The organism is Butyrivibrio proteoclasticus, from assembly GCF_900115735.1.
GTDB lineage: Bacteria > Bacillota > Clostridia > Lachnospirales > Lachnospiraceae > Butyrivibrio > Butyrivibrio proteoclasticus_B.
This window is the reverse complement of sequence record NZ_FOXO01000042.1, coordinates 1-24,422: the sequence shown is the minus strand read 5'-3', so window position 1 is coordinate 24,422 and position 24,422 is coordinate 1. Positions and strand designations below refer to the sequence as shown.

The window sequence follows — 24,422 nt, the reverse complement described above, 5'->3', positions numbered from 1 at the left end:
AGCACTTAATGAGGTAGTTTCGAATTTAGTGCGAGCCATGGGTGAACACTTGGTGAGGTAATATACGAGCCTAGTGAGAATCCCAAGAGCAGAGCTATAAAAGAGGAGGATATGAAATGGAGTACATCAGTACAGACAAGGCACCAGCAGCTATAGGACCATATTCACAGGCAATCAAGGCAGGGGATTTTCTTTATGCATCAGGTCAGATTCCGATTAACCCTGCAAGTGGAGAAATAGATACTACTACTATTGCTGATCAGGCTGACAGAGTTTGCCGTAACATCGGCGAGATTTTAAAGGCAGCAGGAACTGACTTTGAGCATGTAGTCAAGACAACATGTTTTTTAGCAGAGATGAGCGATTTTGCAGCATTTAATGCTGTTTATGAAAAGTTTTTTAACGGAAAGCCTGCGAGAAGTTGCGTGGCAGTTAAGCAGCTACCTAGAAATGTCCTTTGCGAAGTAGAGGTAATTGCTTATCTTGGGGAGTAATAAAGAGCTTATGAATCGTGGAATTGTTGCGGGAGCGTTATCCCTGACCATTCTGCTTACAGGCTGTGGAAGTCTTGCAGGAAGACACAACATTGATTCCGGCTTTGCTTATATTGAGAGTCATGAGTATACAAGTGCTCTTGAGAGCTTTGAAGAAGCAGAAAAAAATGGTGAGGATGCGTGCTTTATCCACAGAGGTAAGGGAATAGCTTACTTATATAGCGGGGAGTATGAGCTGGCAGCTGAAGAGCTGCTTTCTTCGCTTGCAGCAGATGAGGGCATAGTTGATGACATGGACTTTGATACCAATTATTATCTTGCTGAAAGTTATATGATGCTTGGAGAATACAACAAGGCTAAAGAGGTCTATGATGCAATAATTGGTCTTAGAAGTGGAGATATTAACGCATATTATTTGAGAGGTACATGTGAGCTGTCCTCAGGTAATCATGATTTGGGATACGCTGATTTCACTAAGGCTATATCTCTTAATCCCAAGGATTATTCCATGATGATAATGATATATAAGTCGCTTGCTGAAAATGGTTATGAAGAGGAAGGCGTTTCCATCATTAGCAGGGCATTGGAAAACGGCAGTGAGTATATGACCAACTATGAGAAGGGACAGATTTCTTTTTATCTTGGGAACAATGCTGATGCGCAGAGTTATCTTGAAGCAGCCAGAAGTGAGAGAGATCAGGAAAAAGAGCCGGTAGTTCTTTTGCTTGGACAGACAGGAGAAGTTCAGGGTGATTATAACTATGCAATTAGCGTATATAAGACATACTTGTCTGAAAATCCAAAAAGTGCAAAGGTTTATAATCAGCTTGGAATGTGTCAGATTAAGCAGGGAGACTATGAAGGTGCCGTTTCTTCTTTTCAGTCAGGAATAGAGATAAACGACAAATCCCTAAATCAGGCACTTATGTTAAACGAAATAACTGCCTATGAATATATGGGAGAGTTTGATCTGGCTTCATCTTTAATGACAACATATCTGCAGGAATATCCACAGGATGAGGCTGCAGTTAGAGAAAACGTATTTTTATCAACAAGGTGACTGCTTTTATCAATAATTTAATAATATGTTAGTTAGAACTTAAAAAATCCGCAGTTTGTGCGGATTTTTTGACTATAGAGTTAAATAAAAAGCTTTGGAGGAGTAGGTATGAAAATTACAGTATTTAACGAATGGGATCATGTGCCTAAGGCAGAGTACGAAGGTGAGAAAAATGTAGTACTTGCCTGGGATGGTGAGTATAGAAAGGGAGATGTTATTGAGTTTTCAGGACTTGTTCCCGGAAAGTTTTATGTCGTAAAGGTAGATGCAGCAGTTGGTACTTCTTTGGTGCTCGTTGATCAGGAAACGGTTGATTTTGTTGTTCCGTTTTACGAGAAAAAAACAAGCTATAATCCGCTTGCTTTCTTTGGGAACAGACATGTTGTTACTATAAGAGAAGCTGAGGATTATGAAGTTAAAGGCTATAGGAATATTGCTCTTAATCCTTTTGATCAGCATGAAGTGTCAGGTGTTTATCCTCATGCAAGTGCCAATGTTGAAACAAGAGGCGAAGCTGTATTTGCTGCAAGGAATGCGATAGATGGTTGCATAGCAACGCTCTCCCATGGTGAATGGCCATATGAATCCTGGGGAATCAATAGGCAGGATGATGCTGAGTTTACTTTGGATTTTGGAAGAGAAGTTGACTTTGACAAGATAGTTCTTTATACAAGAGCCGATTTCCCACATGATAACTGGTGGGTAGAAGCTACTTTCACATTCTCTGATGGAAGCAGTGAAGTGGTAAAAATGGATAAAAAGGTCGCAGAGCCGCATGTTTTCCACATCGAAAAGAAAAATATAAAATGGATAAAACTTGGTAAGCTTATTAAAGCCGATGATCCAAGCCCATTCCCTGCACTTACACAGATTGAAGTTTATGGAACTGAGGCAGGAGAGAATTGAATAAAATTTACCTTATATGAGGAAAACAGATGAGTAATAGGACTTTAATACAGGATTTTTTAGCTAAAAGTGAAGGATGCAGCATATATACAAAGTATCCTGATATTTCAGACAGGAGCAGATGGGAAGGGCTTTCTGACTCCTTAAAAAAGAAACTTGTACAGGCTGGCGAAGAGGCTATGAATGAGCCATGGACACAGCTTCTTATCTCGGATTTTATGGAGTTTAAGAAATCAGGAAACAGAGTAAGGTTTGAGGATAAGTATTTTCCAAGAAGAAGGAAATTAAATAAGCTTGTTCTTGCCGAGTGTGTTGAAAATAAAGGTAGATTTTTGGGGGATATCCTCGATGGACTCTACCTCATTTTAGAGGAAACTACATGGTGCCTGCCACCACACACCAGCTATGTGCGTGATGGCGTACAGGAGAAAATGCCTGATGTGACAAGGCCTATCATAGATCTTTTTGATGCAGAGTCAGGTGCAGAAGTTGCTTTTGCAGAGTATGCTTTAAGACCTGTATTAAATGACATAAGTCCTTTTATCAGCACTTATGTCAATGAAAGACTTAAGGAGAGAATATTTACCCCATATTTAGGACAGCACTTCTGGTGGATGGGGAATGGCAAGGAATCAATGTGTAACTGGACACCATGGTGTACACAAAATGTTCTGATATGTGCGCTTACCAGGCCGGAGGGCTTTTTTACAGAAGAGGAAAGACGGGCATTTGTTGAAAAGGCTGCCAAGTCCTGTGATTACTTCCTTGATGAGTACGGCGAGGACGGAGGCTGTGATGAGGGAGCTCAGTATTATTCTCATGCGGCTCTTTGTCTCTTTGGATGTCTTGAGCTTATGAGTGGTGTTCTTGGAAATGGTAAGGAAGGCAATAGTTCTTTTGCTGACGTATTCAAGGAAAAGCTTATTAGAAATGTTGCCAATTACATAGTTAAGATGTATGTAGGTAACGGGTACTATGTGAATTTTGCTGATTGCAGCGCTCTTGTCGGAGGAAGAACTGCAAGAGAGTATCTGTTTGGAAAGGCAACAGGTGATAAGGTCCTTTCTACTTTTGCAGCTCTTGATTTTCAAAAAGAATCCGAAGAAGAAAGGCTAGTCAGCAGTGAGATAAATCTCTTTTACCATTTTATCCAGGCTTTTGCTTATGACGAGATGATGAGTGTTACGGGTGAAGCTGGAATACCTGAAGATGCTTTTTTTGAAAGCGTTGGACTGATGGTAGCTCGAGACGGCGTCTATACACTTGCTGCCAAAGCTGGTGACAATGCAGATAGTCATAATCATAATGACGTTGGATCTTTTACAATATATAAAAATGGAAAGCCTATGCTCATTGACCTTGGAGTTGGAACTTATACACAGAAGACTTTCTCTCATAGAAGATATGAACTATGGACCATGCAGTCTCAGTTCCACAATTTGCCTACTTTTATTGATGAAGGATACCTGACTGGAGATGAGAGTGGCGCGTTTGAGGGAAAAACTGAAGCATGCGGAAAACAGTATTTGGAAGAGCTTGGAAGAGATGCTGCTGCAGACGTTTATAATCCAGCATTTATTATGCAGCACGCAGGTGAGCAGTTCGGCGCAAGGGATGTAAACTGCATTCTGTGCATGAATTCAGGAGAAACAAAGGGAGTAGCTGAAAATTCTGCTGATAAAGCATGTTCCGGAAAGTATATATCCTCTTTAGCTATGGATATCGCAGGTGCTTACGGTGATGAGCGCATCAGAAGCTATAAAAGAATTGTAAGTCTGAATAAAGGTGAGGGTGTTTGCGTTGAGGATACCTATGATGGCGATCTTAACGCAGTTATAAGTCTTATGACTTATGAGAAGCCTGAAATTGTACCATTAGAGAACCTGAATGCAGAAGATGCTTTAGTTGATAAAACATCAGAAGGTAAGTGTATAAAGATAGGTGATCTTGGTTATGCAAAGGTTGAAGGCGTAGTATCAGCCACTGTTAAAGCATATCCAATAACAGATGAGAGGCTTTCTATCGCCTGGAAGCACGAAGTATACAGAGTGCTCTTAAAAATGGGACCTTCAAATAGGCTTGAAATGAAGTTTAGATGATGAAACAGGGTGCAGTTGCAGATTTTAAAGCAACTGCACCCTGTTTTTGTAATTGTAATTTCCTGAGATTAACATATTCAGACAACTGCACCCCAGTTTTCTGTTTTTGTTTTCCTGTGATACCGATATTGATTTAACTGCACCCTATTACATATTGGAGACATTGGCTATAAAACATGTTTTAAATCAAGTGCACCCTTTTTAGAGGGTGCACTTGAACAAGAAATCTAATCACAGGAAAGAGTTAGTTGAAAAAAAGGGTGCAGTTAAATAAAAATAAGCTGTATAGGAAATGGTTTTAGAAAAAATAGGGTGTAGATAAACTATTTCTACAATAATAGGAAATAAGCTTGACTTTAGAAGTTGAAATGTGTTATTTTCATCAAGTTGTTTATTTATTTAAATCTTGATGCCTAATCTGGCATGAACAACGTTATTCGCAAATCGCGAGACTATTCATATTAACAAACAGAGTGCATGTAATGATAACTGCACGAAAAGTGACAGCAAAACTAGGTATATAAGTAGGGACTAAGAAAAGAGAAGGAGAGAAACCGCACAAAATAAAGAAGAAAACAAATAAAGAAAGCAAATAAAGAAAGCAAAATTCTAAGAAAGTAGGAGTGAATGTGGATATTGAAGATGCTATGATGGCAGAAAAAAGAGTGCTGCTTAAAAAATTAAACATTTATCAAGATAAATTTGAAAGGGGAAATTTTCCTGAAGGAAGAATACAGATAAATAAAAATGGCAGGGGTTATAAGTATTATCAGGTAATTCAAAAAGACCGGAAAATCACAAGGAAATACTTAAAGAAGGATAAAATAGAAATCGCAAAAAGTCTTGCCATAAAGAACTTGCTGCAAAAGCAGATAAGTTCGACAAAGATGGAAATAGCAGCCATTGATGCATACATAAAAAGACATCCTAGAGAGACACCAGCGAGGGCTATTAAAAATCAACCTGCATATAGGAAATTGATAGATATACCATCTTATTTTGGCGCAGAATGCGATGATAATTGGGATAAGGCAGAGTATGAAAAATCAAATAAAAATCCAGAAAAATTGAAAATTGCCACTTTAAAAGGTGACCTGGTAAGGTCCAAAGCAGAGGCAATGATTGCTGATGCGCTATTTCGAAATGGAATTCAGTATAGATATGAATGCAGATTAAAAGTTGGTAATGAATATTTTTATCCGGATTTTATTGTGAAGAATAAGAGAACCGGAAAAATATATATTTGGGAGCATTATGGAATGATGGATGATCAAAAATATATAAGCAAATATATATATAAGTCAAAAGCATATGTAGAGAACGGCTACGTGATATCTTTAAACATGCTTGCTACATTTGAAACAGAAAAGATACCTTTAGATTCAGTAGGCATTGACAGGGTTATAGAAAATTACTTGCTATAACCAAAAGTCATGCATTTAGTGACAAAATCCTGTTTAGCTAAAAAATCGCAAGATTTAATATAAAATATACATTATTTTTTGCTCCAAAAGACGGTACTATATAATTTGGTGAATTGGGTAAGAAAAAACTAAAGCAATTCAACTATGCAATCATGTTTGGGAGGAAGATTATGGGATTTATCAGTAGCGAAGACTTACAATGGGTCAATGATACATTAAAAAAGATAGAAGAGAAGATGGTTCCTGTTACAGAGAGAAACAGGAACAAGATACCATATACTACAGATGAAAGCGGCAGATTTGACGACAGGTCAGATAAAAAGGAAATCTGCTGGTGGACTAATGGCTTTTGGGGCGGAGAAATGTGGCAGCTCTACAAGCTTACAGGTAATGAGATGTTTAAGGAAGAGGCTCTTCAGGTAGAAGAAAAGCTTGATGCAGCGTTCCTTAATTATAACGGAATGGACCATGATGCCGGTTTTAGATGGCTTCCAACAGCTGTCATCAATTACAAGTTAAATAAAGGTGAGGCAGCTAAGAACAGAGGATTACTTGCAGCAGCAAGCCTTGCAGGAAGATTTAACTTAAACGGCAATTTCATAAGGGCATGGAATGACTGGGGCGATGGCAGAGATACCACAGGCTGGGCTATCATCGATTGCATGATGAACCTTCCGCTTTTGTACTGGGCTTCTGATGTGCTTGCAGATCCAAGATTTAAAATGATTGCCATGGCTCATGCAGATACAGCAATGAAGAACTTTATCAGAGAAGACGGCTCAGTAAGGCATATTGTTGGTTTTGATCCATTTACAGGAAAGTTCGACAAAGAGTATGGCGGACAGGGATATGGTGAAGGCTCAAGCTGGACAAGAGGACAGAGCTGGGCAGTTTATGGATTTGCCCTTAGCTACATTCATACAGGTGAAAAGAAATATCTTGAGACTGCTATGAAAGTTGCAGATTATGTACTCTCTGAGATGCCTGAGACTTTCCTTGTTCCAATTGACTACAGACAGCCAAAGACGGATGATCTTGAGGATTCTACAGCGGCAGCAATTACAGCAGGCGGATTAATTGAAATCGCAAAGAGTCTTATGGGGGCATATTCCGTTAAAGAGGATGATGCTCAGAACGATAATGAATTAAATATTGAAGACTGCAAAGAACGTGCAGATAAGTATCTTGCAGCAGCTGTGAGGCTCTTAAAGGCGCTTGATAGTCATAGCTGCGACTATACATTAGACAGAGACAACCTCCTTACAAGAGGATCAGTTGATTATCATGGAAACGGTCATCATATAGCCATCATCTATGGTGATTATTATTACATCGAAGCACTTATGAAGCTTAATGAAAGTGCTCTTAACGTTTTTTGATCAGATAACTAAGTTGTAAAAAGATTCATTATATATTGTCAGAGTATAAGGAGCAGCATCATGAAGTTTACACCTACAAAGACGGATTATGAACTTAGCCCATATACAGGTCTTACAAGAGATAGCTGGATAGAGGCGGCAGAATATCTTTTATCAGGGATATTTGGAAATATTAAAAGCATAGAGGATCCGGTGGTAATGCCAAGGTATGAGACTGAAGTTACTTACCCTTCAAAGGATGCCCCGATGTGGCGCTACAAGGCAGAAATATTTGAGGGACTTTGCAGATCCTTCTTTATTTCGGCACCTCTAATACACATTAAGCCTGATCTTGTATTAAACGGCATAAACGTAAGAGATTACTATAAGAAACAGGTTTTATACGCAGTTACAAAGGGTGAAAAGAACTACGTATTAAACTATTCAGATATGAAAGAGCTGGATAAGAGCGGCAATCCATGTGCATGCTTCCAGCAGACTGTAGAAACAGCAGCCCTTGTTATTTGTCTTTGGCTTTCAAAAGACGAAATCTGGGAGACCTACACAAAGGAAGAAAAAGACAAAATAGCTGCTTTTTTAAGCGACTTTGCTCATTCCAATACAGTGCCTCAGAACTGGCGCCTTTTTAACATGCTTGATCTGGCGTTTCTTAATATGTACGGCTATGAGATTGATGAGGACATCATGCGTGACCACGCCCAGAACATCCTGAATTACTATGTTGGTCAGGGCTGGTACAGAGATGGACAGTCCTTTGACTATTATTCATGCTGGGCTTTCAATATGTATACAGCCATCTGGAATCAGTGGTATGGATATGAAAAAGAGCCATATATAGCCAAAAAGTTTGAAGAAAACTCCAATGAGCTCATGAAGACATACCCACTCTTTTTTGACAGAGATGGATTTACAAATATGTGGGGAAGAAGCGGCATCTACAGAAATGCAGCAACAAGTTCATTTGACGGCAATCTCCTTATGAACAACACTTCTATAGATCCGGGACTTGCAAGAAGAATCTGCTCCGGATCACTTTTGCAGTTCCTTTCAAGAGATGACTTTTTGTGGGAAGGTGTGCCAACACTTGGTTTCTATGGTCCATTCGTTCCTCTTGTGCAGTCCTATTCATGTGCTGAGTCTCCTATGTGGCTTGCTAAGGCTCTTTTGTGTCTGCATCTGCCTGCTGACCATCCATTCTGGACAAGCAAAGAAAACATTGGCCCATGGGAAGATTTAAAAGAAAACGAGACACTTGTCACAACTCTTGACGGACCAGGACTTTGCATGGCTAACCATGAGGCAAATGGAATCACTGAGCTTAGAACAGGCAAGGTGGTAAAAGATAAAACGGACCTTCATGGAATCTGGAACTATGGAAAGCTTGTTTATAACACAAAGTTCCCTTGGGACAGTGTCAATAAGGATGGAGTTCAGTCTCAGCAGTATGTTGTGACTTACCTTGACGAAGAACATCCTGTAGGCATCACTCCCAGCAGTTCGCTTCAGCAGCTTCGTGAGAAACCTCAGCTGGAAGCTATTGCAGGGGTAATACCAGCACAGGATAAAGAACATCCTGTGGGTATTACTCCCAATGCATGCTTCTGGCATGGGGAGAAGGATGGCGTGCTCTACAGAAGGCACTTCTTTGAGTATGAGACACAGACAGAAACTCATTGGAGAACAGCCATAAATATCGCTGATTTTGCAGTTCCTTATGGAATCATGCGTGCAGATAAAATCCGCATGTTCAGAAGACCGCTTCGTATAACACTTGGTGCTTTTGGTTTCCCTGATAATGGAACTGAGATTATTAAAAAAGAAAAGGATGGCTTTAAGGCTGTTATATTAAAGGGCCATGATCATACAGGAAAAGAAAAGCAGTTAGCCTTTACGATTATGGATGGTTGGGATAATATAGACCTGATACACAGCAAGGATACCAACCCTGACAGTGAGAATTCTATCATCCTTTATGCAGATACCATCAGGAAAAAGCAGTATGGATATGAGCCATACTTCCTTATTTCTCAGGTGATCACAAAAGAGAGTCTTGAAGATTTTGCAGATGATGATATTTTCCCTGTAAAGTCCATAGAGTACACAGATCCTCAAAAATGCGGAGGATATGGACCTGTCAGAATTAGCCTTAAAAATGGCAATTGCAAGGTCATTGATTTTGAAGGTATAGAAGGTAATCTTCAGCTGTGATGAAAGTACCATCACCTGGAGGACAAAGTGAGTAATAACAACAGTTATAAAATAAGGCTTGCAACTGCTGATGATGCAGAGGCACTTCTTGATATTTACAGGTATTATGTTGAAAAAACAGCTATAACCTATGAGTACGAAGTGCCAACTGTAAGCGAGTTTAAGAGCCGTATAGAAAAAGTTCTTGAGTATTTTCCCTATCTTGTTGTTGAGGAAGGCTCAAGCGCAGATGACAGTGAGAATGCAGGCAGTACCAGAATTGTTGGTTATGCCTATGCCAGCAAATTCCACGAGAGGGCAGCTTATCAGTGGTGCGTTGAAATGTCCATTTATCTCCACAAAGACTGCAAGAGGAACGGACTTGGAAGAGCCCTTTATGAGGAGCTTGAAAAACGCCTCAAAGATATGGGAATCCTCAATCTATATTCATGCATTGGATATCCTGAAAAAGAGGATGAGTATCTGACCTATGACAGTGTCAGATTCCACGAAAAAATGGGTTATAAACTTATTGGCCATTTCCATAAATGTGGATTCAAGTTTGGGAACTGGTACGATATGGTCTGGATGGAAAAAATCATCGGAGAACATGGGGATGATCCATGCATCATAAACTCTCAACATTCTTAAAAAGTACATATGGTGAAAAGATATATCGCCTGTCCCTGACTTCTGGTTGCAGTTGCCCAAACAGGGACGGCTCTATTATCATGCCAAATGGCGAGAGATCTTTTCACGGATGCACATTTTGCTCTGAGGGTGGTTCAGGAGATTTCGCTGTTCCTGTGACCGGCATTGGGGTAAATGAATTAAACGAGCAGTTTGAACGTGCCAAAGATAAGGTGCGTCAAAAAACCGATGCAAATAAGTTTATCGCTTATTTTCAGTCCTTTACCAATACCTATGGAGACGTAAACAGGTTAAAAGAGCTCTATAGCGCAGTCATAAAACGAGAAGACGTAGTAGCTTTATCTCTCGGAACAAGGCCGGACTGTATAGGAAGAGACGTCCTTGATATGTTAAAAGAACTAAATCAGATAAAGCCTGTATGGGTAGAACTGGGGCTTCAGACGATTCATGAAAAAAGTGCCATAAGTATCAACAGAGGATATGAGCTGAAGGTTTTTGAAGATGCCTATAAGAGGCTTAAAGAAGCAGGGATAGTTGTGATAGTCCATGTAATATTAGGTCTTTTTGGCGAAACAAAAGAAGATATGCTCGAGACGGTCAGATTCCTTTCCGGGCTTACACCTGTGCTCGATGGCATAAAACTTCAAAATCTGCAACTTCTTAAGGGAACGCAGCTTTACAGACAGTACCTTGAAATGAGTGAAGATGAGAGACCCTCTTTTATGGATATGGAGGAATACACAGACCTTGTAGCAGAGTGCATAGCTCTTTTACCTGAGGAAACCGTGATTCACCGCATGACAGGTGATGGCCCCAGAAAGCTTCTTGTAGAGCCTCTTTGGAGCCTTGATAAAAAGCGTGTCTTAAACACTCTCACCAGAAAGTGCAAGGGCATCCTTGAGTGATCAGTCTTCTGGTTCCACATATATAAATAAATATTTGAAGTAAGTATGTTCTTTTTCCTTGTCATAAAGGTTAATGAGACTTATTACGTACAGATCAGAGCAGGCTTTTAGCCTGTTCTTTTTTATGTAAGAAAGAATCTTTAGGTAGGTTTTCTCAATATCTTTTGACAGATTATCCTGGTGGCAGCACAGAGCGAATCGGCCCTCTGATGGGAATGTATCGATGTTATCTGCAGGCAGGAAAGACAAACTTATTATGTTGTTATAAACGTAATGCTTCTTGACGAGGTCCTCATAAGAAATGGTGACTCCTGTTGGGAAAATTGACAGAGAATCCTTGTCCACAGCTTTTTTTAGATGCTCTGAGATATCCTCTGCGATATCAGCAGTGTGATGGGCGAAGTCTTTATTCTTAATAGGAGTCTTGCTGATGCTGATTTCCGGCATTGTCTGCAAAAACAAAGAGCCCTTCTTGTGTCCGCCGAATTCTCCGAGTATCCACATTCCAAGGTGAAGCGCACTTATCTTTTTATTTATTCTGTAAAGCTCCCTCTGCATTTCAAGAATCTTTGAGTTAGTCAGTCTTTCGATTGCTTCTCTGGATGAGTTGTGGATAAGGTCTCTGATTTCAGGGATGCTGCAGCCCGCCTGGCGCATAGTGCTTATAAAAAAGAAAGAGCTTATCTGAGATGCAGAATAGTAGTGATAGCCGTTACTTTCATCAACTCTGGGCATGAGAATTTCCTGCTCATAGTAATGTCTTAAAGTATCCCTTGTCGTACCACATAGTTTTGCAAACTGGCTGACAGTGAGTGAATACTCCTGTTGGTCGTTCTTGTAATCATAAAAAGTTGTCATAAAAAACCTCAAAAAAACTTACAAAAATCTATTGACTTGGGGGTAACACCCAAGATTATTGTAACAAAGAATTGATAATAAATAAACATGGATTATCCAAAAGGAGACAAAAAATGAAGGACGTTAAAGGAACAATCATTCGTATAATCGCAGAATATCTTGATAAGGAGGAAAGTGAAATCTCATCTTCATCAACATTTACAGAGATGGGACTTGATTCTCTGGACATCATGGAGCTTGTTATGCAGATGCAGGAGGAGCTTGATCGCAAGATTGAGCTTTCACAGGAAATCACAACAATCGATAAGCTGGTTGAGCTAATTGAAAAGCAGTAATGGTCTGGAGAGGAACGACAAATGAGTGCAAATCCGATTTGTGAAATGCTTGGAATCAAGTATCCGGTTTTTCAGGGAGGAATGGCCTGGATCGCTGATGCGAATCTTGCAGCTGCAGTATCAAATGCAGGCGGACTTGGGATCATCGCGGCTATGAATTCCAATGGGGAGCAACTTAGGGCACAGATAAGGAAGGCAAAAGAGCTGACAGATAAGCCCTTTGGCGTGAACCTGATGCTTATGAGCCCTTATATTGATGAGGCTGTGGAAGTTGTCTGCCAGGAAAAAATCGCGGTTGTGACAACCGGAGCAGGGAACCCGGCAAAGTATATGGAACAGCTAAAAAACGCAGGGGTAAAGGTAATCTGCGTGGTTGCGAGCGTCGCTCTTGCAGTAATGGCCCAGAGAATTGGCGCCAGTGCAGTTGTGGCTGAAGGTTGTGAGTCAGGTGGACATGTTGGAGATACCACGACGATGGCACTTGTGCCACAGGTCGTTGATGCGGTGAATATCCCTGTTATCGCAGCCGGAGGAATTGCAGATGGAAGAGGCATGGCAGCAGCTTTCATGCTGGGAGCTAAGGCCATTCAGATGGGAACAAGATTCCTTACGGCAAAAGAGTGTGGCGTCCATCCAAATTACAAGGAAAAAGTCCTAAAGGCAAAGGATAGAGATACGATTGTTACCGGGAAAAGTCTCGGACACCCTGTAAGAGCATTGAAAAACAGGATGACAAGGGATTTTCAGGCAAAAGAAAATGACCCGCTGGCTACACCGGATGAATTGGAAAAAATGGGAGCAGGGGCACTTAGACGCGCTGCCATAGATGGTGATGTTAAGACGGGATCATGTATGTGCGGACAGATTGCAGGGCTCGTTAATTCTGAAGGGACATGTGAAGAGATCATTACAGGTATCTGCAGAGATGCTAAGGCTCTTTTGAAAAAGAAATGTGAGGAACTTTGATGGGAAAGATAGCTTTTTTATTTGCCGGTCAGGGAAGTCAGTATCCCGGAATGACAAAGGATATATTCGAGAATGTACCTGAAGTCCACAACTTTTTTGGAGTTGCCGAGGCAATACGCCCGGGAACACTTACCCAGATGTTTACAGGGGATACAGACACTTTAAAGAGGACAGAAAATGCTCAGCCATGTCTGTTTTTAGCTGACATGGCAGGTGCGATCGCTCTTATGAAAAACGGAGTAAGTCCTGATGCAGTTGCAGGTTTTTCTCTTGGGGAAGTGGCAGCTCTTGCAGCTTCTGATGTGCTAAGTTTCCAGGAAGCGTTCAAGCTTGTGTGCCAGAGAGGAAAATACATGCAGAAATCCGCTGAAGCTGTGGAAGGCGGCATGGTAGCTGTGCTTAGGATGGACAAAGCTCTTTTGCAAAAAATGTGCAAAGAGTATGAGGTTTACCCTGTAAATTACAACTGCCCGGGACAGGTAGTGGTATCTGGCGAAAAAGAGAAAATAGATGCTTTCAAGGAAATACTTGGGGAGCAAAAGGTAAGATTTATAGAGCTTCCTGTTGGAGGACCCTTTCACACGCCTTATATGGAAAGCGCTGCAAAAGAGCTTAAAAATGAGCTAAAGGAAGGAAAGGTCTATAAACTTAAAAAACCTCATATTCCTCTTTATGCCAATAAGACAGCAAAGCCATACCCACAGGAAGAAAAAGAGATGATAGATACCATTTCAGACCAGATCTGCAGCAGTGTTAAGTGGGAGGAAACTCTGACAAACATGGCAGAGAGCGGAGTTGACACATTCATAGAGTGCGGTCCCGGCAAGACACTTTCAGGATTTGTGAAAAGAACTGTTGAGGGAGCCAGGGTTTATTCAGTAAATGATATGGATTCACTTCAGGAAGTATTAAGGGAGCTTGAAAAAGATGCTTAAAGGAAAGAAGGCGGTAGTAACAGGGGGAAGCCGTGGAATTGGCAGGGCAATCGCATTAAAATTCGCGGAGAACGGGGCAGATCTTGCAATCATTGCAACAAGAGAGAGCGAAGCGGCCCTTGAAACAATAAAAGAGCTTACTTCTTATGGGATTACGGCAAGGCTCTACGTTTGTGACATAAAGGATGCGGACCAGGTTGACAGTGTTGCAAAGGAGATAATAGCTGACTTTGGCGCTATCGATATTCTTGTAAATAACGCCGGAATAACAAGGGATAACCTACTTGCAAACTTTAAGACAATGGATATTGACAGTGTTATAGATGTGAATCTAAAGGGTTGTATATACGTCACCAAAGCCTTTATCAGAAACTTTGTGATGCATAAAAAAGGAAGCATTATAAATATCAGTTCAGTTGTGGGACTTATGGGGAACAAAGGTCAGACCAACTATGCTGCATCGAAGGCTGGAATTGTTGGATTTACAAAGGCCGTTGCCAGGGAGTACGGAAGAAAAAATATAAGGTGTAACGCCATCGCACCAGGATATATAACCACTAAGATGACTGCGATGTTAAGTGATGCGCAGACAGAGGAGATGAAGAAGATGATCCCCCTTGGGAAACTTGGAAGTCCCGAGGATGTGGCTGACCTTGCGCTTTTTTTGGGAAGCGAAGGATCAAAGTATATAACAGGAGAAGTCATCAAGGTGGATGGAGGAATGTATGTGTAGAGTAGTTGTAACTGGAATGGGAGTTATTAGTCCTGTAGGAAATGATCTGGACACTTTTTGGGATAACCTCAAAAACGGTGTATGCGGAATAGGAAAGATAAAAAGATTTGATGCATCAAACCTTAAGGTGAGCCTCGATGCGGAGGTCAAGGATTTTAATCCCAAAGAATATTATGACAGCATGCAGGAGATCAGAAAGTCAGATCTTTTCATGCAGTATGCAATGGCAGCAGCAAAACAGGCTGTTACCCAGAGCAGGATACTTGAGGACGGGATAGATAGTGAGCGCTTTGGAGTGTATATAGGATCGGGAATTGGGGGGATCAATTCTACAATCAGAGAGCAGGATAAGTTAAGAGAAAAGGGGCCTGACATGGTATCACCTTTCTTTGTGCCAATGATGATAAGCAACATGGCAGCAGGAGCCATATCAATAAAGTTCGGTGCAAAGGGCCCCACACTTCCTGTTGTTACTGCCTGTGCAACCTCAACTAACACCATTGGAGAGGCCTACAGAGCAATCAAGCATGGATATGCGGATGCAATAATCACAGGAGGTAGCGAAGCTTCCATAAACGAGCTTGCAATGGCAGGCTTTATCAATTGCCAGGCCCTCAATCTTGCAGAAAATCCTGATGAGGGAAGTCTTCCTTTTGACAAGAGAAGAGGCGGTTTTGTTATGGGAGAAGGAGCAGGAATCCTTATCCTTGAGGAGTATAAGCACGCCAAGGCAAGAGGAGCCAATATTCTTGCTGAGGTTATCGGCTATGGAAATACTGCGGATGCCTACCACATCACAGCGCCGGACCCGGAAGGGAGCGGAGCCATAAGAGCAATAAAGAGCGTTGTCAAAGAGGGCGCAATTGATGAGAACAGCGAGATCTACATCAATGCCCACGGCACAGGCACTCATTTAAACGATGCCATGGAGACCAAGGCCATCAAGGCTGTTTTTGGCAAAAGAGCTTACGACATCCATATAAGTTCCACCAAATCCATGACCGGACATATGATGGGAGCTACAGGTGCAGTGGAAGCCATTGCTTCTGTTCTTGCACTTAAAGATGGGATAATTCCGCCAACCATAAACTACAAGGAAAAAGATGAGGAGTGTGACCTTGACTATACAGCAAATAAGGCTGTCTGTGCGGAGATTGAATATGCAATCAGCACATCCCTTGGATTTGGCGGACATAATGCATGTATAGCATTTAAACGTTACGAGGCGTGAGTATGACTAATTCTTTAAAAGATTATGAGGATATGTTTGAAAGGCTCTCTTTATCAGAACTTGAGGTTCATGAGAAAGATTTTTTTCTAAGGTTGAAAAGAAATTTAAAATCATCTGAAATTGTGGAAAAAGAGCCTGTGGCAAATAAAAATGAAGTAAAAAATGAACCTGAAGCAGGTGAAGCTAAAGCTGTCAGCGGCTTTGAGGTTAAGGCCCCTCTCCTTGGCGTTTTTAACGGAAGTGTTGGAGATAAAGCGGCACTTAAAAAGGGAGACAGGGTTTCAAAGGGCGATGTTTTGTGCACTTTGGAGGCAATGAAAATGCTCAATGAAGTAAAGTCCCCGGTGGACGGAACAGTGGCTAAAGTTTTGGCAAATGAAGGAGACCTTGTTGAGTATGATCAGGTCCTGTTTGTCATAGAGTAAGGTGATTTTATGAACAGAGAAGAGATAAAAAAGATACTTCCCCACAGGGAGCCGATGCTGCTTGTGGATGAGGCGTATCTGAATGAGGATGGGTCAGCTACAGGATTTTACAAGGTAAGGGGAGATGAGTTCTTTTTACAGGGACATTTTCCTGGAAATCCTATAGTGCCGGGAGTTATTCAATGCGAGATGATGGCCCAGTCCGCCTGCATCATGTTTGAAGAAAAGATGAAGGGTAAAGATGCAACTCCTGTATACACAGGCCTTGATAAGGTGCGGTTCAGGGGAATGATAAAGCCTGGAGATACCATAAGGATCGATACAAAGCTTATAAGAGATGCACATCCTATGTACCTTCTCCATGGCGAACTCACAGTGGATGGAAAAAAGTGTATGAGCGGTGATTTTTCTTTTGTCATATTGGAGCATGATACCGTTCGAAGCGTAGTTGGCTGAGTTACGGTATCAGCATCCGGCCGGATTTAGTCAAATATAAACTTGTGTATATTGAGGTGGAAAAGGGAGGTAACTGACATGTTTTCTAAGATTCTTATTGCCAACAGGGGCGAGGTGGCGGTTCGTGTCATCAGAGCCTGCAAAGAAATGGGAATAGAGACGGTTGCTGTTTATTCCAAGGCGGACCGGGATGCACTTCATGTGGAAATGGCAGATGAAGCCTACTGCATTGGCGGAGCGCTGGTGAAAGACAGCTACCTTAACATGGATGTTATCCTGACTGTTGCAGAAAAGACCGGGGCGGAGGCCATTCACCCGGGTTATGGAATGTTATCAGAAAACCCTGAATTTGCAAAAAAGTGCAGGGAAAGTGGAATTGCTCTAATTAGCCCCGGTGAAGAAGTTATGCGTAATATGGGGCAAAAGGAGATCGCAAGGAAAATTGCAAAGAGTGCAGATGTTCCTGTGACTCCGGGGAGCGATATCCTCACTGACAGTAGTGACGTCCTTTGCCGGGCAAAAGAAATAGGGTATCCGGTTATCCTTAAGGCAAGAGCCGGTGGCGGTGGCAAGGGCATAAGAGTTGTCAGGGAGGAAAAAGAAATTCTTTCTGCTTTTGAGCAGGTGAAAAAAGAAGCCCGGAGCTCTTTTGCCGATGACGGCGTGTTCATGGAAAAGTATCTGGAAAATGTAAAACATGTTGAGGTTCAGATTATTGCGGATAAAAATGGAAAAGTTCTGATTCTTGGGGACAGGGACTGCTCAGTTCAGAGAAAGAATCAGAAACTTATCGAGGAGTGCCCGGCTCCGGTTCTTTCACAGGAGCTGCGTATTAAGATGCACGAGGCCGCAAGAAGGCTTGCCGCAAAGGTTGGCTATGTGACTGTGGGGACAGTGGAATTTCTGGTAAAAGACGATAAGTTCTACTTCATGGAGATGAACACGAGGCTCCAGGTTGAGCACTCTGTGACAGAGATGGTGTGCGGCATTGACATTGTTGAGTGGCAGATAAGAACGGCAGCAGGAGTTGAGCTTCCTTTTAAGCAGGAGGAGATAGCAAGCAGCAGGCATGCAATCGAGTGCAGGATATGCGCAGAAAGCTCAAAGGATTTTAAACCTTCCACGGGAAAGGTAGAGCTATTGCATATTCCGGGAGGAGTGGACGTAAGGTTTGATTCAGCTCTTTATCAGAGCTGCACTGTAAGTCCCTTCTACGATTCCATGCTGGGTAAGCTTATTGTCTGCTCAGATACCAGGGATGGAGCTATCAGAAAGATGAAGAGTGCTCTGTCAGAGTTTGTGCTTCTTGGAGTTGATAATAACAGGGATATGCACATGAAATTCATGGAAAACGGCAGATTTGTAGTTGGAAACTATGATACAGGGATCTGTCAGAAAGTGTTATAAGATATGGAGCTTAAAAGCTTATTTTTGAAAGTTAATAATGAGCTTGAAAATACAGATAACAGGCCAAGGAGCAGGAAGATCACCTGTAAGAAATGTCAAAAGCAGGTGTCAGTTTCAAAGATCAGGAAAAACTATTTTATCTGCCCTGAGTGTGGTCACTATTTTCCTGTGAGAGCCCGCAGAAGGATCCTTATGCTCACAGATAAAAGAAGCTTTGTTGAGATGGACAGGGATATGGAATCCAGGAATATCCTATCTTTCCCTGAGTATGAGGATAAGCTCATTGCGGCAAAGGAAAAGAGTCGTGAAAAAGAAGCGGTGATCTGCGGCGAGGCGGCTATTGGCGGCAGCAGGGTATGCATATTTGCCATGGATGGTAATTTTATGATGGGGTCCATGGGAGCAGTTGTAGGTGAAAAGATAACAAGGCTCTTTGAATATGCAACAAGGCGTGGCCTTCCGGTTATTGGAGTTACTGTTTCGGGAGGAGCAAGGATGCAGGAGGGCATGGTTTCTCTAATGCAGATGTCCAAAGTTTCTGCCGCAGTAAAAAGACATGACAAGGCTGGGAACCTTTATATAGTTCTTTTGACCAATCCAACGACAGGGGGCGTAGATGCCTCTTTTGCCATGCTTGGAGACATAACACTTGCAGAACCGGGAGCCAGAGTGGGATTTGCAGGACCGAGGGTTATTGAAAAAACTCTTAACCAAAAGCTGCCGGAAGGCTTTCAAAAGGCAGAAAGGGTTCTGGAGTGCGGCTTTATTGACGAAATAGTGCCAAGACAGGAGCAGAAGGAATATCTTGAGAGAATCTTAAAGCTCCACGGATTTTAAGGCATAGAGGGAACAAATAAATGGAAGATTACGAGATTGTTAAGGGTGCCAGGTCTGAGGGGCGCCTGACTGCAAGCGACTACATAAAAGCTTTGGTAAAAGACTTTGTGGAATTTCACGGAGACAGGCTTTTTGGGGACGACAGGGCAATAAAAGCAGGGATTGGAAGAATTGATGGAATCCCGGTTACGGTAGTAGGAATTGAAAAGGGGAAAGATACCAAAGAGCGTATTGAACATAACTTCGGCAGTGCCATGCCTGAAGGGTATAGGAAAGCTCTAAGGCTGATGAAACAGGCAGAAAAGTTTAAAAGGCCCGTTGTCTGTTTTGTTGATACTGCCGGTGCCTATTGCGGCATTGATGCGGAGGAAAGGGGCCAGGGAAGGGCAATCGCCCAAAGTCTTTTTGAAATGTCTGATCTTAAAACCCCCATATTATCAATTGTCATAGGAGAAGGCGGAAGCGGCGGAGCACTAGCTCTTAGCCATGCTGACAGGATCTGGATAATGGATGATGCCTATTTTAGTGTGGTTTCTCCTGAAAGCTGCGCCAACATATTGTGGAAAACTACGGAAAAAGCAGATGTAGCAGCCAAAGCTCTTGGACTTACAGCCAAAAGGCTCTATGAACTCGGGCTTGTGGACAAGGTGTGCAATAGTGAAAATCCAGGTGATCTTTTAAAAGAAATTGCAAAAGAGCTGAGGAATTTAAAGGAAATACCTGCAGAAGACCTTGTGGATAAGCGCTATGAAAAGTTTAGGAAAGTGGGTTACTAGGGGAAATACCATGATCTATGAGGATTACTATAAAGAAATAAAAGATGACAGTGGAAAAATCACTGATATTAAGCTTACATACGGCGATGATTTCAATTTTGCCTATGATGTTATGGACAGGTTTGCCAAAGAAGTGCCAGACCAGCTGGCTCTTTTACACAAGACTGCTGATGGCATAAAGAAGCGGTTTTCGTTTAAAGATATGCAGGTGCTCTCCAATAAGGCTGCAAATGGGCTAAAAAGCCTTGGCATCAGGAGAGGTGACAGCGTTTTGCTGCTGCTAAAAAGGCGCTACGAATTCTGGATAAGCATTCTGGCTCTTCACAAGCTTGGAGCGGTAGCTGTGCCAACATCACATATGGTTTCTGCCGAGGATATCAGGGAGAGAGTGCGTCTTTCAGGGGCAAAGGCTGTGATATGCGTAAATGCTGATGATATCTGCAGCAAGGTGGAAAATGCAATCGAAGGTCTTTTGACATGTCAGATAGTTGTTGGGGATGCTTACAAGGATAAAAAGAGCTTTGATCAGATGCTTGAAAGTGGAGAAAGCTCTTTTGACAGGGTGACAACGAAGGTTACTGATCCTATGCTTTATTATTTTACTTCCGGAACGAATGGGGCGCCAAAGGCTGTTATTCATGACTTTTCGTATCCATTAGCCCATATTTTTACTGCCAAAAACTGGCATGGTGTCAAAGAAAAGGGGCTTCATCTTACTGTGGCGGATTCCGGCTGGGCTAAGACTGCCTGGGGAAAACTCTACGGTCAGTGGTTTATGGGAGCGGCCATAATGGTCTATGACTATGAACAGTTTTATGCGGGAGACATGCTAAGGCTTCTTGAAGAAGAGAAGGTTAACACGTTTTGTGCACCGCCTACCATTTATAAGTACCTGGTTCTGGAGGATTTAAAAAAGTATAATCTTGAGAATCTGCATTATGTCACAACTGCAGGTGAATCCATGCCCAAAGAGGTATCAAAGAAGTTTACAGATATGACGGGACTTACAGTTAGAGAGGGATTTGGGCAGACTGAGACAGCGCTTCAGACCTGTACTACTGTTGATGGGCAGCAGGTTCCGGGAAGCATAGGGCTTGCATCACCTCTTTATCATATTGAGCTTGTGGATGAAAACAACAATCCTGTACCTGATGGCACAGAGGGTGAGATCGTTATAGTTCCAAAGGACGGAAAGAGGCCTGCAGGTGTGTTTGCAGGGTATCTATGTTCAGAAGATGAATACAAAGAAGTATGGGACGGCGGAATCTATCACACCAAGGATATGGCTATTAGGGACAAGGAAGGGCACTTTTTCTTTGTGGGAAGAAATGACGATGTGATCAAATCCAGTGGATACAGGATCGGCCCTTCAGAAGTAGAGGACATACTGATGCGCCACCCGGCAGTATTTGAGTGCGCAGTCACAGGGTATCCTTCCAAAACAAGGGGAGCTCTTGTAAAGGCCAGCATTGTTCTCAACGAGGGATATTCTCCTGATAACAGACTTGCTGTTGAACTTCAGGATTTTGTAAAGAAGAATACTGCAATCTACAAATATCCGAGACTTATTAAGTTCGAGGAGAGTCTTCCACACAACGCCAACGGAAAGATATTAAGGTCAGTGATCCGAAAAAAAGATTATAATAAATAGGTTATTAGGTTACTGTTCAGACAGAAATGCGCACTAAGCTGCGCATTTCGTGAGAACTTGATACGGGAGTGAGCGCATTCCATCGACGAAGTCGATTTGGAATGAATGCGCGAAGTGGTTACTGGAGCGAGCTGTATGCGAGTGAACAGTAACGTTATTAGCACTCTGATTAGATGAGTGCTAATTTTTTATTGACTTTTGTATTGGGCGGACTTAAACTAGTTTTTGGTGGGATTGTTACCTGCTAAATATTTTTATAAGGAGTGAGAATTATGGCTTCAAAAAAAGGTAATCTTTCTATTAACAGCGAAAACATGTTTCCGATAATTAAGAAATGGCTTTATTCGGATCATGATATTTTTTACAGAGAAGTAATTTCAAATGCGTGTGATGCTATCACAAAGATCCGCAAGATGGATATGATGGGAGAGTACACTCTTCCTGATGGATTTAAGCCTCGTGTAGATGTTGTACTTAATGATAAGGAAAAGACTATCAAGATCACTGATAATGGTATTGGTATGACTGCTGAAGAGGTTGAGGAATACATCAACCAGGTAGCTTTTTCAGGTGCAACTGATTTCCTTAACAAGTACAAGGATAAGGCTAACGCAGACCAGATCATCGGTCACTTCGGACTTGGTTTTTACTCAACATTCATGGTATCTGATTCAGTAGATATCGATACACTTTCTTATAAGTCTGATGCAGCTTCTGTTCACTGGACATGTGATGGCGGTTCAGATTTTGAAATGTCAGATGGTGACAAAAAAGAGGTAGGAACAACAATCACTCTTCACCTTTCTGAGGATTGCCTTGAGTTCTGCAACGAGTACAAGGCTAGAGAAGTAATTGAGAAATACTGCTCATTCATGCCATATGAAATCTATCTTTCCAAGGAAAATGAGGAAGGAACAGAGACAATCAAAGAATCAGAAAAACTTGATTCTGATGTGGTTATAGAAGTCGTTGAGCCTGAAAAGAAAGATGAGACCAAGGCAGATGGCGAAAATAAGGATGAGAAAAAGGAAGAGGAGAAAAAGCTTAAGATAAAGAGAAGACCTCAGCTTCTTAATGATACACATCCTCTTTGGGCTAAAACTCCTAAGGACTGTACAGATGAGGAGTACAAGGAATTCTATAGAAAAGTTTTCCGCGACTATAAGGAGCCCCTTTTCTGGATTCACCTCAACATGGATTATCCTTTCAACTTAAAGGGTATTCTTTACTTCCCTAAGATCAACATGGAGTTTGAGTCAATAGAGGGAACAATAAAGCTTTACAACAACCAGGTATTTATAGCTGATAACATCAAGGAAGTTATCCCTGAGTACTTAATGCTCCTTAAGGGTGTTATTGATTGTCCTGACCTTCCTCTTAACGTTTCTAGAAGTGCTCTTCAGAACGATGGATTTGTTAAGAAGATTTCTGAGTACATTTCAAAGAAGGTTGCGGAGAAGCTTGCAGGTCTTTGCAAGACAGATAAAGAGAACTATGACAAATACTGGGATGATATCAGCCCATTCATTAAATACGGATGCCTTCGTGATGACAAGTTCTGCGAGAAGATGACAGATTACATCCTCTTTAAGAACCTCGATGGCAAGTATCTTACAACACCTGAAGCACTTCAGATCAACAAGGAAGCCGAAGAGGCAGCAGCCAAGGATGAAGCTGTCGATGAGAACGGCAACAAGGTTGAGGCAGAGGTTGTTGGAGCGACACCAAACGAGAAAGAGCAAGTTTCTGGTGGAGACCATGCCAATGATTCCGAAGAGTCAAGCAAAAATGGCGCAGACGATTCGAAGAATCAGACGGCTGATGATAACAAAGAAAAAGAACCTCGTACAATCTACTATGTAACTGATGAACAGCAGCAGAGTCAGTATATCAAGATGTTCAAGGCTCAGAAGATGGAAGCTTTCATCATGAACCACAACATTGATGTTCCTTTCATGCAGCAGCTTGAGGCTAAGAATGAAGGTATCAAGTTTGCAAGAATCGACGCAGACCTTACAGATACATTTAAGTCCAAGACTTCCAAGAAGGCAGCAGCTGAACTTGAAGAGAAGGAAAAAGAGCTTTCAGAGAAGATCAAAAAGGCTCTTAAGAATGATAAGCTCACAATTAAGCTTGAAAAGCTTAAAGATAAGAAGATGTCTTCTATGCTTACAGTATCAGAAGAATCAAGACGTATGGCAGAGATGATGAAGATGTATGCCATGAACGGAATGAGCATGGGTGACTTTGGTAACGAAGGCCAGACACTTATCCTCAATGCAAATCATCCTCTTGTTCAGTACGTAATGGAACACGAAGACGGAGAGAACACAAACATGATCTGTGAGCAGCTTTATGACCTTGCACGTATCCAGAATGCACCTCTTGAAGGTGAAGCAATGGCCAAGTTCATCGCCCGCAGCAATGACATCATGATGGTTCTTGCAAAATAATATATTCAATTTATGGCGTAGATTGAAATTACTCTGGAGATTTGGAAGAGTATTTACGAAAATGTATGTCTTATATTCTACGTTGTAGATTAGGGAGAGGATTCTGATGTTTGCAATTAGCATATATCAGAATCCTCTCTCTTTGTATATGCGTAAGTAAGTTGGATACATAGGGACGGTTTGAAAAAAAGTTTATATTGCGGCTCCTTACGCCACCATTGACTGAGCCTGAGGAAAACGCCATGCAGGCTCTG

At 41.8% G+C, this 24,422-nt stretch carries 22 protein-coding genes; 21 read left to right on the top strand and 1 reads right to left on the bottom strand.

All coding sequences use genetic code 11. The annotated features are described in order from the left end of the window. Positions 1-116: 116 nt before the first annotated feature. The 9 genes from BM146_RS17395 (at position 117) to BM146_RS17355 (ending at position 11,105) form a co-directional block, all read left to right on the top strand. The gene (locus tag BM146_RS17395; protein ID WP_074891788.1) at positions 117-494 is read left to right on the top strand and encodes a RidA family protein; all 378 of its coding nucleotides are present in this window, start codon (positions 117-119) and stop codon (positions 492-494) included. Then, positions 484-1,554: a tetratricopeptide repeat protein gene (locus BM146_RS17390; RefSeq protein WP_143087533.1), complete on the top strand. Its 1,071-nt coding sequence runs from the start codon at positions 484-486 to the stop codon at positions 1,552-1,554. The genes BM146_RS17395 and BM146_RS17390 overlap by 11 nt, the downstream gene beginning before the upstream one ends. Before the next feature lie 108 nt (positions 1,555-1,662). Continuing rightward, positions 1,663-2,460 (top strand): DUF7402 domain-containing protein, encoded by a 798-nt coding sequence (locus tag BM146_RS17385; RefSeq protein WP_074891784.1) that lies wholly within the window; start codon positions 1,663-1,665, stop codon positions 2,458-2,460. A gap of 29 nt (positions 2,461-2,489) precedes the next feature. Then, entirely contained in the window at positions 2,490-4,559 is a 2,070-nt protein-coding gene (locus tag BM146_RS17380; protein ID WP_074891782.1) for a heparinase II/III domain-containing protein, read from the top strand. A gap of 629 nt (positions 4,560-5,188) precedes the next feature. Further along, on the top strand, positions 5,189-5,983 hold the full coding sequence (locus tag BM146_RS17375; RefSeq protein ID WP_074891780.1) for a hypothetical protein: 795 nt from the start codon (positions 5,189-5,191) through the stop codon (positions 5,981-5,983). Positions 5,984-6,153: 170 nt separating this feature from the next. Next, positions 6,154-7,362, top strand: coding sequence for a glycoside hydrolase family protein (locus BM146_RS17370; protein WP_074891778.1), 1,209 nt, complete (start codon positions 6,154-6,156; stop codon positions 7,360-7,362). A gap of 60 nt (positions 7,363-7,422) precedes the next feature. Next, positions 7,423-9,570 (top strand): DUF2264 domain-containing protein, encoded by a 2,148-nt coding sequence (locus BM146_RS17365; RefSeq protein ID WP_074891776.1) that lies wholly within the window; start codon positions 7,423-7,425, stop codon positions 9,568-9,570. 27 nt (positions 9,571-9,597) lie between these two features. After that, the gene (locus BM146_RS17360) at positions 9,598-10,200 is read left to right on the top strand and encodes a GNAT family N-acetyltransferase (RefSeq protein ID WP_074891774.1); all 603 of its coding nucleotides are present in this window, start codon (positions 9,598-9,600) and stop codon (positions 10,198-10,200) included. Beyond that, on the top strand, positions 10,173-11,105 hold the full coding sequence (locus BM146_RS17355; protein ID WP_074891772.1) for a tRNA modification radical SAM protein MnmL/YtqA: 933 nt from the start codon (positions 10,173-10,175) through the stop codon (positions 11,103-11,105). The genes BM146_RS17360 and BM146_RS17355 overlap by 28 nt, the downstream gene beginning before the upstream one ends. Here the strand turns inward: BM146_RS17355 and BM146_RS17350 are convergent, their stop codons facing one another. Then, positions 11,106-11,963, bottom strand: coding sequence for a MerR family transcriptional regulator (locus tag BM146_RS17350; RefSeq protein WP_074891771.1), 858 nt, complete (start codon positions 11,961-11,963; stop codon positions 11,106-11,108). Between the two features lie 113 nt (positions 11,964-12,076). On the opposite strand from BM146_RS17350, the gene BM146_RS17345 reads away from it, so the two are divergent. The 12 genes from BM146_RS17345 to htpG all read left to right on the top strand — a co-directional run bounded on the left by BM146_RS17345 (position 12,077) and on the right by htpG (position 24,168). Then, complete coding sequence (locus tag BM146_RS17345; RefSeq protein ID WP_074891769.1) at positions 12,077-12,298, top strand: acyl carrier protein; 222 nt, start codon at positions 12,077-12,079, stop codon at positions 12,296-12,298. 21 nt (positions 12,299-12,319) lie between these two features. Beyond that, a complete protein-coding gene (gene fabK / locus BM146_RS17340; RefSeq protein WP_074891767.1) occupies positions 12,320-13,264 on the top strand; it encodes an enoyl-[acyl-carrier-protein] reductase FabK in 945 nt (314 codons plus the stop codon). Next, positions 13,264-14,199, top strand: a complete 936-nt coding sequence (locus BM146_RS17335) for an ACP S-malonyltransferase (RefSeq protein WP_074891765.1) — start codon at positions 13,264-13,266, stop codon at positions 14,197-14,199. Before fabK ends, BM146_RS17335 begins: the two co-directional genes overlap by 1 nt. Continuing rightward, a complete protein-coding gene (gene fabG, locus BM146_RS17330; protein ID WP_074891763.1) occupies positions 14,192-14,932 on the top strand; it encodes a 3-oxoacyl-[acyl-carrier-protein] reductase in 741 nt (246 codons plus the stop codon). Before BM146_RS17335 ends, fabG begins: the two co-directional genes overlap by 8 nt. Continuing rightward, a complete protein-coding gene (fabF, locus tag BM146_RS17325) occupies positions 14,925-16,163 on the top strand; it encodes a beta-ketoacyl-ACP synthase II (RefSeq protein WP_177201728.1) in 1,239 nt (412 codons plus the stop codon). The genes fabG and fabF overlap by 8 nt, the downstream gene beginning before the upstream one ends. Before the next feature lie 2 nt (positions 16,164-16,165). Then, complete coding sequence (locus BM146_RS17320; protein ID WP_074891759.1) at positions 16,166-16,588, top strand: acetyl-CoA carboxylase biotin carboxyl carrier protein; 423 nt, start codon at positions 16,166-16,168, stop codon at positions 16,586-16,588. Between the two features lie 9 nt (positions 16,589-16,597). Continuing rightward, entirely contained in the window at positions 16,598-17,044 is a 447-nt protein-coding gene (gene fabZ, locus BM146_RS17315) for a 3-hydroxyacyl-ACP dehydratase FabZ (protein ID WP_074891757.1), read from the top strand. Positions 17,045-17,122: 78 nt separating this feature from the next. Further along, a complete protein-coding gene (locus BM146_RS17310; protein ID WP_074891755.1) occupies positions 17,123-18,451 on the top strand; it encodes an acetyl-CoA carboxylase biotin carboxylase subunit in 1,329 nt (442 codons plus the stop codon). 24 nt (positions 18,452-18,475) lie between these two features. Next, positions 18,476-19,288 carry an acetyl-CoA carboxylase carboxyltransferase subunit beta gene (locus BM146_RS17305; protein ID WP_242949434.1) on the top strand — a complete coding sequence of 271 codons (813 nt, stop codon included), beginning with the start codon at positions 18,476-18,478 and terminating at the stop codon, positions 19,286-19,288. 20 nt (positions 19,289-19,308) lie between these two features. After that, positions 19,309-20,064 carry an acetyl-CoA carboxylase carboxyl transferase subunit alpha gene (accA, locus tag BM146_RS17300; RefSeq protein WP_074891752.1) on the top strand — a complete coding sequence of 252 codons (756 nt, stop codon included), beginning with the start codon at positions 19,309-19,311 and terminating at the stop codon, positions 20,062-20,064. Then, positions 20,036-21,715, top strand: a complete 1,680-nt coding sequence (locus BM146_RS17295; protein WP_074891750.1) for an AMP-binding protein — start codon at positions 20,036-20,038, stop codon at positions 21,713-21,715. The genes accA and BM146_RS17295 overlap by 29 nt, the downstream gene beginning before the upstream one ends. A 272-nt stretch (positions 21,716-21,987) precedes the next feature. Next, the gene (gene htpG / locus BM146_RS17290; protein ID WP_074891748.1) at positions 21,988-24,168 is read left to right on the top strand and encodes a molecular chaperone HtpG; all 2,181 of its coding nucleotides are present in this window, start codon (positions 21,988-21,990) and stop codon (positions 24,166-24,168) included. The last annotated feature ends 254 nt before the right edge of the window (positions 24,169-24,422 follow it).